Source organism: Pseudomonas sp. FeN3W (assembly GCA_030263805.2).
GTDB classification, from domain to species: Bacteria; Pseudomonadota; Gammaproteobacteria; order Pseudomonadales; family Pseudomonadaceae; genus Stutzerimonas; species Stutzerimonas stutzeri_G.
Window position 1 is genome coordinate 769,782 of the sequence record CP136010.1, and the last position, 13,258, is coordinate 783,039.

Consider the following 13,258-nt stretch of genomic DNA (forward strand, 5'->3'; position numbering starts at 1 on the left):
CTAGCACGACGAACGGTAACTTTGCACCGTGCGGTAGTTCTCTTTTTATAGCGTTCCTTGTATCAAAAATGCTCAAACACGCGGCTTAATTCTAAGCTTCGGCAAGGGCAACGGCCTGTTCGACATCGACCGCTACCAACCGTGAACAACCCGGCTCATGCATGGTCACACCCATCAGCTGATCGGCCATTTCCATGGCGATCTTGTTATGGGTGATGTAGATGAACTGCACCTTCTCAGACATTTCCTTGACCAGTCGTGCATAACGGCCGACGTTGGCGTCGTCCAGTGGCGCATCGACTTCATCCAGCATGCAGAACGGCGCCGGGTTTAGCTGGAAGATCGCAAACACCAGCGCCAGCGCAGTCAATGCCTTTTCGCCACCGGAAAGCAGGTGAATGGTGCTGTTCTTCTTTCCGGGCGGACGCGCCATGATCGCCACCCCGGTATCGAGTAAATCTTCTCCGGTAAGTTCCAGATAAGCATTGCCGCCGCCGAACACTTTCGGAAAGAGCGCCTGCAGGCCACTGTTGATCTGGTCGAAGGTTTCCTTGAAGCGGTTGCGGGTTTCACGGTCGATCTTGCGGATGACGTTTTCCAGCGTGTCCAGCGCTTCGACGAGGTCGTCGTTCTGCGCATCGAGATAGCGCTTGCGTTCGGACTGCTGCTGGTATTCGTCGATCGCCGCCAGGTTGATCGGCCCCAGACGCTGGATTCGCTGAGCCAATCGCTCCAACTCCGCTTCCCAGGCCTGCTCGCTGGCTTCGCCGGGAAGCGTGGCGAGCACGCCATGCAGGTCGTAGCCGTCCTCGTGCAGCTGATCCTGCAGCGCCTTGCGCCGGACGCTCAGTTCTTGCCAGCCCAGGCGCTGTTGCTCCAGTTGCCCCCGAAGCAGCTGCGCCTGTTGTTCGGCCTGGGTACGGCGTTTCTCCGCATCGCGCAGTTCGCGATCGGCGTCTTCCAGCGCCAGACGCGCATGCTTGAGCTCGTCCTCGACGCCCATGCGCCGCTCCAGCAGCTCTTCGAGCTTCATGCGCAGCTCTTCCAGCGGTGCCTCACCCTCCTCCAGGTTCAGCGTCAGCTGCTCGCGGCGCTCGATGGCGCGCTCGAACTGCTGTTCCAACCGCTCCAGAGCCTGGCGAGTCGACTCGTGCTGCGCCCTGAGCGAACCGACCCGCAACGCCAGCTGATGGGCATGATCCTTATGCTGCCGCGCCTCCTGGCGAATACGATCGAGCCGCTCACGGATGCCGTCGCGGCTGGCCAGCAGCGTCTCGCGCTGCTCGGTATCCTGCGCCATCGCTTCCAGCGCTTCCTGCAGCTGCAGGCGCGCTTCGCCCAGCTGTTCGGTCTCGATCTCGCGCTGCTCCTGCTGCTCGGCCAGCTCCTCGTCCAGCCGACGACGGCGCAGCGCCAGCTGTTCCAGGCGTGCCTGGCCGGCCGACAGCTTGGCCTTGAGGTCGCCATGCTTGCGTGCTTCTTCCTGTTGCTGACGACGCTGCTGTTCGCGCTCGCCTTCCAGACGGGACTGCTCGCCGCCCAGCTCGGCGATGCGGTCCTCCATCGTCGCCAGGCTCGCTTCGCGCTCGTCACGCTCGGCCAACAAGCGCTGCAGCTCCTGACCGCGCGCCAGTACGCCGGACTCCGCCTCGCTCGCGCGACGCATACGCAGAAAATGCCGGCCGACCCAATACCCATCGCGGCTGACCACACTCTCGCCCTCGGCCAGCGACGCGCGCGCGGCCAATGCCTGCTCCAGCGATTCGACCGGCCGCACGCGGCCCAACCATGGCGAAAGATCCTGCGCCGACTCGACCCGTTCCAGCAGACTGCCAGGGCAGCGGACGCCGCCACGCGACGCCTTGGCCAGATTTAGCTCGCCCTGCTGGAAGCCCGCAAGCTCGACCTCGGCGAAATCATCAAGCAGCACCGCCTGCAGATCCGCGCCCAGCACGGTTTCCACGGCCAGTTCCCAGCCTGGCTCGACGCGCAGCCCATCGGCCAGCCGCGGGCGCTGCTCCAGCCCCTGTTCGCGCAACCACTCGGCGACGCCCTTGCCCGGCTCCATCGCCGCCTGCTGCAACGCCTCCAGCGACGCGATTCGCCCATTCAGGCGCTGCAGTTCACCTTGCGCCTGCTGCTGGGTTCGGGTCGCCAGCTGCAACTCTTCACGCAACTGCTCAAGACGTTCATTGAGCGCTTCGCCCGCCGCGGCGAATGCTTCGAGCTCGAGCTCACTAGCGGCAAGCTGCTCGTCCAACTCAAGGATCGCGACATCTTCCGGGTCGGCCGCCAGCAACGCTCGCTCGTCATCCAGACGGCGCTGCCGCTCGGCCAGGCGCTCAAGGCTCTGCTCCAGCTGCTGGATGCGTGATTGCTGCACTTCCGCGGCGCGGCGCGGCTCGGCGCTGTGCTGATTGAAGCGCTCCCACTGTTCCTGCCAGGCCTGCATGGCCACTTCGGCCTCTTCCAGCTGGGCCGCGGACTCTTCGGCAGCGGCGTCGGAGAGCTCCTGCTCGGGCTCGAGCATCGCCAGTTCCTCGCCGAGCGTGGCCAGCAGCGTGCGGTCGTGGCCAAGGTGCGACTCGGTTTCCAGACGCGCCTGTTCCGCCTCGCGCAGATCGTCCTGCAACTGACGCAGGCGCTGCTGGCCATGCTGGATGCTCTGCTCGACGCGCGCGATGTCGCCGCCGACCGAATAGAAGCGGCCCTGCACCTGGTTGAAACGCTCGGACAGCTCGTGGTGGCCGTCACGCAGGCGTTCGATGCTCGCATCGGCGTTGCGCTGCTCGGCGACCAGCGCTTCGAAGGCGACTTCCTGATCGCCGATGACCTGCTCGCGCTGGCCGACCTGCTCGTTCAAGGCCTGCCAGCGCAGTGCCGACAGCTGCGCTTTGAGCTGACGCTCTTCGGCCTTGTACTCCTGATACTTCTCCGCCGACTGCGCCTGACGGTGCAGACGTTCGAGCTGGCGTTCCAGCTCTTCGCGCAGGTCGGTCAGGCGAGCCAGGTTCTCGTGCGTCCGACGAATACGGTTCTCGGTTTCGCGCCGGCGCTCCTTGTACTTGGAGATGCCGGCCGCTTCCTCGATGAAGTTGCGCAGGTCCTCGGGCTTGGCCTCGATCAGTTTGGAGATCATGCCCTGCTCGATGATCGAGTAACTGCGCGGCCCGAGCCCGGTGCCGAGGAAGATATCGGTGATATCGCGGCGCCGGCACTTCACGCCGTTGAGAAAGTAGGTGTTCTGCGAGTCGCGGGTAACGCGGCGGCGGATGGAAATTTCGGCGAAGGCTGCATACTCACCGGTCAGCGTGCCGTCGGAGTTATCGAAGATCAGCTCGATGCTCGCCTGGGTTACCGGCTTGCGCGTGTTCGAGCCATTGAAGATGACGTCCGTCATCGACTCGCCACGCAGATTCTTAGCCGAGCTTTCGCCCATTACCCAGCGCACGGCGTCGATGATGTTGGATTTTCCGCAGCCGTTCGGGCCGACCACCGCCGCCATGTTGCTCGGGAAGCTGACCGTAGTGGGATCGACGAAGGATTTGAAACCGGCGAGTTTGATGCTTTTCAGTCGCATGCGGCCTATCCGTGGCGGTCGACGGGGGAACGAACAAGCGGAGTCGCCATGAGCATCGGGATTCCTGGCATCGATTGGGCTGCTGGCAAGAAGCCGCGAAGTTTATCACGGCACTCCGGTTGACTCGCAGCGCGTCGGTGCACAGAAACGCAGCCGCGGGCCACGCCATGCTCTATGGCGACAGGATGATCACGAAAATGAAGCGCTATTCAGTGAATGGAAGACGAAACGGTCTCAGCCGCCGGTCATGCTCATGAAACGCACCACCTGAACCTGCTCGTCGGTGCGGAAGTGATGCTTTTCCGGCTTGAGCTGCAACGCATCCACCAGGGCGTTGCGCAGGCGCTCGCTGTCGCCCGGATAGCGCCGCATCAGGCTTTTCAGATCCAGCGCGCCCTCGTGGCCAAGGCACAGCACGAGCTTGCCCTCGGCTGTCACGCGCACGCGGTTGCAACTGCCGCAGAAGTTGTTGCTGTGCGGCGAGATGAAGCCGACCTGCGTCTCGCTGCCGGCCACCTGCCAGTAGCGCGAAGGACCACCTGTGGCATGGCTGCTGCGCACCAGCGTATGGCGTGCCTCGATGCGCTCACGTACCTCGTCGCTGGAGCAGAAGGTTATCTGGCGCTGATGGCTGGACACGCTGCCCAGCGGCATCTCTTCGATGAAACTGATATCCAGCCCACGCTCGATGGCGAACTCCACCAGGTCGAGAATCTCGTCGTCGTTGCGGCCCTTCTGCACCACGCTGTTGAGCTTGATGCGTTTGAAGCCGGCGCTACGCGCAGCCTCGATGCCTTCGAGCACCTGATCGAGCCGATCACGGCGGGTCAGTTCGGCGAAGCGGTCGCGTTTGAGCGAATCGAGGCTGATGTTCAGGCGCTTCACACCGGCATCGCGCAGCGCCGGCGCCAGACTTGGCAGCTGTGAACCGTTGGTGGTGATGGCCAGGTCTTCGAGCTCGCTGCGCGCGCCCAGTTGCGCCAGCAGGCCGGTCAGACCCTTGCGCACCAACGGCTCACCGCCGGTCACGCGAATGCGTTTGACACCGAGACTGATGAAGGCATCGGCCACGGCATAGAGCTCTTCGAGGGTAAGTATCTGTGCGCGGGGAGCGAAGACCATGTCTTCGCTCATGCAGTAGGTGCAGCGAAAATCGCAGCGATCGGTTACCGATAACCTCAGGTAGGTGATGCGCCGGCCGAACGGGTCGACCAACTGGGAATCGGGCATGGAACTCTCCAACTGCTGGCTGCGCCTGTATTCAGACTATGCGCTAAGCGCGAATCAGGCAAAGTGACGTTACCAACGGCGAGCGGTCCGCGCCACCGCCGGGCATGCAGCATCACAGTCGCAATGCTTTAATGAGCCGCTTTGGCAGGCGACCCGCTCGACCTGCAACCCATGCGAGAGACCACAGCGAATGGATAACGACTCCTTGAAAGCGATGAGCTGGCGCGAACGGCTATACGTCATCATCTTTTTCACCAATACCCCAGCGGGAAAACGCTTCGATACCTGGCTGCTGGTGATTATCCTCGCCAGTCTGGTCGTGGTGATGTTCGACAGCATCGCCTCCTTCAATGAGCGCCACGGCGAGCTGCTGACCACTCTGGAATGGGGATTCACCACGATATTCGCCCTGGAATACCTGGTGCGCATCTACACCCACCCCGAGCCACGCAAATACATCTTCAGCTTCTACGGCGCGGTGGACCTGCTCTCGGTGCTGCCAGCCTTCATCGCCCTGCTGCTACCCGATGCGCAGTACCTGCTGGTGGTACGCATCGTCCGCATGCTGCGAATTTTCCGTGTACTCAAGCTCACGCCCTACCTGAGCCAGGCGAATTTCCTGCTGGTGGCGCTGCAGGGCAGCCGGCAAAAGATCATCGTCTTCCTCGTCAGCGTAACCACCCTGATCATCGTTTACGGCACGCTGATGTATGTGATCGAAGGGCCAAGCAATGGCTTCACCAGCATTCCGATAAGCATCTACTGGGCGGTGGTCACACTGACCACGGTCGGCTTCGGCGATATCGTTCCGCATACGCCGTTGGGCAAGGCGCTGGCGACCATGGTGATGATCACTGGTTATTCGATCATCGCCGTGCCGACCGGCATCTTCACCGCCGAGCTGGCAAATGCCATGCGCCAGGACAGCCTGCGCCACAGCTGCCCAACCTGCGACAAGCTCACCCATGAGCCCAATGCGGCCTTCTGCAGTCGCTGCGGCAGCCAGCTGTTCGAGCGACGCGAAGGCGAGGCGCGCGACTGACACGAGCCAACCGTCGCGCGGGCTGGGTTGCCGACCCGCTGCATCGCCAACGGCATGGCGAACTGCCCTGAAGCAGGGCTGTCACATCCTCTGACTCGCGTCAGGCAGGATGGAGACCGGCATGCCCTTGCTCAAACTGCTGCACTTCGCTGCCCTGCTCTGCTGGTGCGGCTCGCTGCTTTATCTCCCGGCGCTGATCGCGGCGGGCACCAAGCGTAGCGATCAGCTCTTCTACCGTGACCATGCACACCTCACCCGCATGGTCTTCACCCTCATCAGCACCCCGGCTGCGCTGCTGGCGATCGGCTCCGGCACGGCGCTGTTCCTGCGCGACGGCACGCTGGCAGGCTGGCTGATCATGAAGCTCACGGTGGTGACGGCGATGGCGCTCTGTCATGCGCTGTGCGGCGTTCTCGTCCTGCGCATCGAACGCGAGCCGGAGCGTGGCGTCACATACCAGTGCATCACCTTGGGCGTGATGGTGCCCGTGCTGATCGCCCTGACTCTGTGGCTGGTGCTGGCCAAGCCCTTCTGACCTCAAGGAACGACCGCCTCGCATGACCGACTCTCCGGCCCGATTCGTATACCCTCAGCGCCATTGCGCGACGCAGCCCGGCATGTCGCCAGGAGACGACTCGATCCGTTGCGACTCGCGCTTACGGCCCATCGCCTTCAACGTCCACACCAACCGCGTGCTCGTAGACCAGGCGCCCGCCGAGAAAGGCCGCCAGCGAGATCAGCACGGCGGTCAGCAGCGACAGGTAGAGACCCCACATGGCGTCGCCGTCACCGCGATCCATGCCCTGGTAGCGCAACAGCCAGTTCAGCGAGGCCAGGGAAAGCATCATCACCGCCAGGATCGCATGGCACCACGCGGTCACCTTGCGGCGAATCTGCTGCACGGTGACCAGATCAATCACGCCGGCAACGCTGGCGATCCAGCCGCCGATGGCACCCACACCGGAAAGCCAGAGGCCAGCGCGCCACCAGAATTCGTCAAGCGTCCACAGGTAGGCGAGATCCGCCGGCACCAGGCCGATCAACGCCGCGACGGGGAAGTGAATCATCATCGGGTGCAGCGGATGGCCGGCAATGGCGGCGTTGCTGTTGATCGACTCGCGTTCTGTGGCCATCCGGCCCTCCCAGGCACTGAAGTGAAACGGGCCGCCCGGTGGTCGAGACGAGGCGGCAACCCTTTCAAATGGACCACGCTGGCGCTGGCAGTTCCTTTACTCGCGGCCTGCGACGGTCCGCAATCGGCGCTTTCACCTGCCGGCCCGATGGCCCGCGACGTGGCGAACGTCTGGTGGGCGATGTTCGGCTTTTCCGTGGTGGTGCTGCTGGTAGTGAGCGCGCTGTGGATCTACGCGATGCTGCGCCGCCCACGAACGCACACCGCCGAAGAAGCCAAACGGATCAATCGTCGCTGGATCATCGGCGGCGGCCTGATCCTGCCCACCGTCACCATCATCGCCCTGCTGGCGTTCGGCATTCCCACCGGGCGCGGCATGCTGCCGTTGCCGGTCGAAGGCGAGCAACCGCTGCGCATCCAGGTTATCGGCCACCAATGGTGGTGGGAGGTGCGCTACCCGGAAAGCGGGGTGGTGACGGCCAACCAATTCATCCTGCCGGTCGATCGCCCGGTGGACGTCGAGGTCACCAGCGCGGACGTGATCCACTCGTTCTGGGTGCCACGCCTGGGTGGCAAGCTGGACATGGTTCCCGGCCGGACCAACACCCTGCGCGTGCAGGCCTCGCAGAGCGGAATTTTCCGCGGGCAATGCTCGGAGTTCTGCGGCAGTCAGCATGCGCACATGATTCTGCACGTGGAGGCGCTGGAAGCTGACGCTTTTGCCAGCTGGATCGAGGCCCGCCGTGAGCTGCAGCACCAGCCACCCAGCGGCGATGCCGGTCGCGTCTTCGCTGAGCGCTGCGGGCAATGCCACCGCGTCACGGGCGTCAGCGAGGGCAATCGCGCACCGGACCTGAGCGATCTCGCCACCCGTCCGACCCTCGGCGCCGGCGTGATCGCCAACGATACGGACGGCCTGCGCCGCTGGCTGAGCGATCACCAGAGCCTCAAGCACGGCAACGCCATGCCGCGGCACGACGACATTCCCGAAGAAACCCTCGGCCAGCTTGCCGACTGGCTGGAGACACTCGCTCCATGACACCGACCCCGAAGAGTGGCGCGCCCGCTACCGATCTCGACCAGTTGCAGGACCAGTTCAACGAGGTCTGGGGCAACCCCCGCGGTTGGCGTGCGCTGACCATCGTCAACCACACCAGCATTGGCCTGCGCTTTCTGGTCACCGGTGCCTTCTTCTTTCTCGTCGGCGGCCTGCTGGCGATGCTGATCCGCACCCAGCTCGCCCTGCCCGGCTACGAGCTGATGGAGCCGGACGTCTACAACCAGGTCTTCACCATGCACGGCACGGTGATGATGTTCCTCTTCGCGGTGCCGATGATGGAGGGCCTGGCGGTCTACCTGATCCCGAAGATGATCGGCGCCCGCGACCTGGTCTTCCCGCGTCTTTCCGCCCTGGGCTACTACTGCTACCTGTTCGGCGGGCTGATCCTGCTGTCGAGCATCTTCCTCGACGTCGCACCCAAGGCCGGCTGGTTCATGTACACGCCGCTGTCCAGTTCAGCGCACACGCCGGGGGTGAACTCGGATTTCTGGCTGCTGGGCATCACCTTCGTCGAGATCTCCGCGGTATCCGCCGGCGTCGAGCTGGTGGTGTCGATCCTGCGCACCCGCACCAACGGCATGGCGCTGCACAAGATGCCGCTGTACGCCTGGTACATCCTGGTGATGGCGATGATGATCGTGGTCGGCTTCCCGCCGCTGATCCTCGGCTCGATCCTGCTGGAACTGGAGCGCGCGGCAGGCATGCCGTTCTTCGATGTGGCCCGCGGTGGCGACCCGGTGCTCTGGCAGCATCTGTTCTGGCTGTTCGGCCATCCGGAGGTGTACATCATCTTCCTGCCTGGCGCCGGCATCGTCTCGACACTGATTCCGGTGTTCTGCCAGCGTCCGCTGGTGGGCTATCGCTGGGTCGTGCTGGGCGTGCTGACCACCGGTTTCATCAGCTTCGGGCTTTGGGTGCACCACATGTTCACGGTCGGCATTCCGCAGCTGGCCACGGCCTTTTTCTCGGCGGCGAGCATGCTGGTGGCGATCCCCACCGGGGTGCAGATCTTCGCCTGGCTGGCGACCCTCTGGCTCGGCAAGCCGGTGTACAGGGTGCCGATGCTCTGGCTGGTGGGCTTTCTGATCGTCTTCGTCGCGGGCGGCCTGACCGGGGTGATGCTGGCGCTGGTGCCGTTCGACTGGCAGGTGCACGACACCCATTTCGTCGTCGCGCACATGCACTACGTGCTGGTGGGCGGCATGCTCTTCCCGCTGATGGCCGGCCTGTACTACTGGCTGCCACACTTCTCCGGACGCATGCCGTCGGAAAAGCTCGGCCGCTGGGGTTTCTGGCTGTTCTTCATCGGCTTCAACGTGACCTTCATGATCATGCACTGGACCGGCCTGATCGGCATGCCACGGCGTATCTACACCTACGACACAGGCCTCGGCTGGGACATGCCCAACCTAGTGTCGTCGATCGGCAGCTTCATCATGGCCGCAGGCGTCGCCACCATCCTGCTGGACATCATCCTGCACTTCCGCTTCGGCATCCCGGCGCCAAAGAACCCCTGGAAAGCCGATACCCTGGAGTGGGCCACCAGTCTGCCACCCAGCGCCTACAACTTCGTCAGCCTGCCCGACGTGACGGAGCGCCATCCGTTGTGGAAAGACCCGGACCTGCCCGACAGTATCGCCCGCGGTGAGCATGCGTTGACGGTGATCGATCATGGTCGGCGGGAGACCTGGGGCAGCGACCCGCTGACGGGAAAGGTCCGCGAGATCATCCACCTGCCCGGCAACAGCTGGCTGCCGTTCATTGCCTCGGTGTTCCTCGCCGTGCTCTGCCTGAGCCTGCTGAACAAGGCCTACATCCTCGCCATCATCGCCACTGTGGCAACGCTGATCGTGCTGCTGCGCTGGTCCTGGGAAAACGGCGCCCATCCTGCTGCCGCGCCGGACGCCCATACCCAACCCGGCGAACCACCGCTGCATTCACGCACGTTTGACGGCCCGGGCCTGTGGGGCATGGGCGTGACGCTGCTGGCCAATGGCGCGCTGTACCTGTCGCTGCTGTTCGGCTGGTTCTACCTGTGGACCGTGTCGCCGCAATGGCAGGTGCCGGACAGCGACCTGAACGGTTGGCTGATGCTGGCCAGCACAGCGTTGCTGAGTGCCGGCACGCTCTGGCTGCATCGGCTGATCAAGCGCCTGCGCGCCGGTACGCATCGCGGACTGATGGGGCAACTTGCCGGGTTGGCGATCGTGGCCTTCGTTCAATCGGCGATGCTGCTCTGGCTGATGCTGTCGGCCGGCCTGGCGCCGACCGAAACCGCCCACGATGCGGTGATCTTCGTGATGCTGGCGTACAACCTGATTCACTGCACGCTGGCAGCCGTGCTGACCGGACTGCAGGCGTGGCGGGTGGCCCTTGGTTATGTGGGCGACAAGGCGCCATACGAGCCCATCGTGGTCGAGCAGCTCTGGTACTACAACCTGGGTGTGCTGTGGGTCAGCTATGCGGCGATCGTGCTGTTCCCGGCGACCTGGGGAGGTGTCTGATGGCCTATGCACGCACGTCCCCCTTCCATCCGGTGCAGATCCCGATCGGCCTGATCATCTGGAGTCTCTGGTTCGTCGCGATGTACGCTGGCCAGGCGGTGATCTGCAAAGTGAGCCCACCGGACCCCGCCGATGGCGTGTGGAACTGGCTGAATGGCAGCCTGGGTGTGCTGACCCTGCTTACCCTGGCGCTGTTGCTGTGGCTGGCACGCTACTTCTGGCGACTGTCGCGTCCGCCGCGGGAACTGAACGAGCGCCAGCAGTTCGTCACCAAGGTTGCTGCAGGAATTCACTTCATTGCGGCACTGGCCACCCTGTTCGTCGGCATTCCGCTGCTGCAGATTCCGCCATGCCTGTAATCCGACCGCCGATGCGCTGGGCAGCCGCTGTAGCCTTGACCGCCATCTTCCTGCCGGTATCGGCGCAGGCCCATGGCCTGTTCGATGCCCACCTGCTGGACCGCGCGCCCTTGCTGCTCACCGCGGTGCTGGTCGCGGCCGCCTGGCTGCTCTATGCGCTGGGCGCCCGCAAGGTACCGCCGCGGCGCAGCGAAGCTCTCTGCTTTCACAGCGCCATGCTGCTGGTGGTGTTCTCGGTTTTCGGCCCCATCGACGACTGGGCGGAAAGCAGCACCAGCTGGCACATGACCCAGCACATGCTGTTCATCATCGTGATCGCGCCGCTGTGGGCGCTGGCCCGGCCGCTGCCGCAATGGCGCGGCGTCACCGGCCGCTTTGCCCAACCGCTATGGACCGGCATTCTGCGCGCCGGCCGCTACCCGACACTGCTCGCGCTGCTGCATGGCGCGATCATATGGATCTGGCACACGCCGAAGCTCTATGTGCTGGCGCTGGACAACCTCTGGTGGCACGCCTTCGAGCATGCCTGCTTTCTGTTCACCGGCTGGCTGTTCTGGTGGTCGGTGCTGCACGCCAATCCGAAGCAGGTGCCCCAGGCTTTGATGGCTGTATTGCTGACGCTGATGCACACCGGCCTGCTGGGCGCCCTGCTCACCTTCGGCACCGTCTCGTTCTATGGCGAGGGTCGCTCGGTGGACGACCAGCAACTCGCCGGCCTGATCATGTGGGTACCCGGCGGGCTTATCTATCTGATCGGCGGCGGCTGGATCGCCTGGCGCTGGCTGACCCGCCTGTGGCGCCGGCAGCAGGCGCGCTCGGCGCGCGAAGAAACCTCCTACGAAAAGTCCGTGCGTGACGTCAGAGCGTAGGTTGGGCTGAGGAGCGTAGCGACGAAGCCCAACATGCCTGCCCCATAACTGTTGGGCTTCGCTGCGCTCAACACCAACCTACCCGCGATTGCGGGACAGCGTCAGCCCTGCTCGCTCTTCTTGCGAATCCAGTAGAGGTAGGTGCCAGCCGCTTCCTGCTGCTCGACCAGATCATGGCCGAGAAAGATGCAGAACTTGGGAATATCGCGCTGGGTAGAGGGGTCCGTAGCGATCACCTTGAGCAGGGCACCACCGGCCAGATCGCGCACCTTGTTGTGCAGCATCATCACCGGCTCGGGGCAGTTCAGGCCACTGGCATCGAGCACGGCATCGACGGACATTTCAGCTGATTGGGTCATCTTGGGCTCCGGAAAACTGGCGTTCATTGTTACGCATGCGCGCAGGCGGGTCATCCGCTGGCTGATCAGAGACGCCGCAGGTGGCAGGTCACCTCTTCGCGGTCGTGATACAGCTGCTTGCAACCGATACTCGCCTTGACGCCGCGCGCGGCCAGGCCATCGGCGATACGCTCCAGCAGCCGCTTGACCTCGGCATAGCGCTGCTTCATCGGCAGTTTGAGGTTGACCACCGCTTCGCGACACAGGCCTTCGCCGATCCAGGTTTCCAGCAGAGCGGCATTGCGCGCCGGCTTTTCGACGATGTCGCAGACCATCCAGTTCACCGGCTTGCGCGGGCGGAAGGTGAAGCCGTCGGCGCGAAAATGCTCGACCAGCCCGGAATCCATCAGCTCGGCGTTCATCGGGCCGTTGTCCACGGCGCTGACCTTGATGTGCCGGTTGACCAGCTGCCAGGTCCAGCCGCCCGGCGCGGCACCGAGGTCGACGCCGGTCATGCCCGCAGCCAGTCGCGTATCCCATTGGTCACGCGGGATGAAATGATGCCAGGCCTCCTCCAGCTTCAGCGTGGAACGGCTTGGCGCCTGGCGCGGAAACTTCAATCGCGGGATGCCCATCGGCCACAAGGCGCTGTTGTTCGCCTCGGCGATACCGACGAACACCTCACGGCCGCTCTTGAAGGTCAGCAGCAGCCGCGGCCCGTTGCCCTGCTCATCGAGGCGACCGGCCTTGATCAGTGCCTTGCGCAATGGCGCCTCGAACTTGCGGCAGAAGCCGGAAAGCTCCTTGCCGTCGTTGGTGTCCAGCACTTCCAGCCATAGGCCACTGCAGACCGGGTAGCCCGCCAGGTACTCCAGCAGCACGCTGATGCGATCCGTTTCAGGAAGTTGCAGGTACTCACCGCGCGCCCATTGCCGGGGAAAGATCAGTTCGGCGAAACGCAGCTTGCGCATCAGGCGCTCGGCGCCACCGCTTTCGCTGCAAATGAATTGCGCACAGGCGCTCTCAGGTCGCGCCTTGGCGTAGCCGGCCACTTCCAGGGTGGCAGCGTGTTCGCTGATTTCCGCGCAGACCTCGCCCTCGAAACCGGGGCGGCAATGCAGCAGCAATGTGTTCATGTTCGAAT

At 64.0% G+C, this 13,258-nt stretch carries 11 protein-coding genes; 6 read left to right on the plus strand and 5 right to left on the minus strand.

The window, feature by feature from the left end:
- Nucleotides 1-91 precede the first annotated feature (91 nt).
- Both smc and moaA read right to left on the minus strand, forming a co-directional pair.
- Nucleotides 92-3,580, minus strand: coding sequence for a chromosome segregation protein SMC (smc, locus tag P5704_003420; GenBank protein ID WOF79565.1), 3,489 nt, complete (start codon nt 3,578-3,580; stop codon nt 92-94).
- 234 nt (nt 3,581-3,814) lie between these two features.
- Nucleotides 3,815-4,810 carry a GTP 3',8-cyclase MoaA gene (gene moaA / locus P5704_003425; GenBank protein WOF79566.1) on the minus strand — a complete coding sequence of 332 codons (996 nt, stop codon included), beginning with the start codon at nt 4,808-4,810 and terminating at the stop codon, nt 3,815-3,817.
- Between the two features lie 190 nt (nt 4,811-5,000).
- On the opposite strand from moaA, the gene P5704_003430 reads away from it, so the two are divergent.
- A complete protein-coding gene (locus P5704_003430; GenBank protein WOF79567.1) occupies nt 5,001-5,852 on the plus strand; it encodes an ion transporter in 852 nt (283 codons plus the stop codon).
- Nucleotides 5,853-5,973: 121 nt separating this feature from the next.
- A complete protein-coding gene (locus tag P5704_003435) occupies nt 5,974-6,387 on the plus strand; it encodes a CopD family protein (protein WOF79568.1) in 414 nt (137 codons plus the stop codon).
- Between the two features lie 121 nt (nt 6,388-6,508).
- On the opposite strand, the gene P5704_003440 is transcribed toward P5704_003435, so the two are convergent.
- Nucleotides 6,509-6,985, minus strand: a complete 477-nt coding sequence (locus P5704_003440; GenBank protein ID WOF79569.1) for a DUF2231 domain-containing protein — start codon at nt 6,983-6,985, stop codon at nt 6,509-6,511.
- A 147-nt stretch (nt 6,986-7,132) separates the two neighbouring features.
- Here P5704_003440 and coxB point away from each other — a divergent pair, with 147 nt between their 5' ends.
- From coxB to P5704_003460, 4 genes are read left to right on the plus strand one after another with little or no spacing between them, the layout of a single operon-like run.
- Entirely contained in the window at nt 7,133-8,023 is an 891-nt protein-coding gene (gene coxB, locus P5704_003445) for a cytochrome c oxidase subunit II (protein WOF81160.1), read from the plus strand.
- Nucleotides 8,020-10,548, plus strand: coding sequence for a cytochrome c oxidase subunit I (gene ctaD / locus P5704_003450; protein ID WOF79570.1), 2,529 nt, complete (start codon nt 8,020-8,022; stop codon nt 10,546-10,548). Before coxB ends, ctaD begins: the two co-directional genes overlap by 4 nt.
- Nucleotides 10,548-10,907, plus strand: coding sequence for a hypothetical protein (locus tag P5704_003455; GenBank protein WOF79571.1), 360 nt, complete (start codon nt 10,548-10,550; stop codon nt 10,905-10,907). The genes ctaD and P5704_003455 overlap by 1 nt, the downstream gene beginning before the upstream one ends.
- 11 nt (nt 10,908-10,918) lie before the next feature.
- Nucleotides 10,919-11,776, plus strand: a complete 858-nt coding sequence (locus P5704_003460; protein WOF81161.1) for a cytochrome c oxidase assembly protein — start codon at nt 10,919-10,921, stop codon at nt 11,774-11,776.
- A gap of 101 nt (nt 11,777-11,877) precedes the next feature.
- On the opposite strand, the gene tusA is transcribed toward P5704_003460, so the two are convergent.
- Together tusA and rlmM are read right to left on the minus strand one after the other, a co-directional pair.
- Nucleotides 11,878-12,135 (minus strand): sulfurtransferase TusA, encoded by a 258-nt coding sequence (gene tusA, locus P5704_003465; protein ID WOF79572.1) that lies wholly within the window; start codon nt 12,133-12,135, stop codon nt 11,878-11,880.
- Between the two features lie 65 nt (nt 12,136-12,200).
- Nucleotides 12,201-13,250 (minus strand): 23S rRNA (cytidine(2498)-2'-O)-methyltransferase RlmM, encoded by a 1,050-nt coding sequence (rlmM, locus tag P5704_003470; protein ID WOF79573.1) that lies wholly within the window; start codon nt 13,248-13,250, stop codon nt 12,201-12,203.
- Nucleotides 13,251-13,258: the final 8 nt, after the last annotated feature.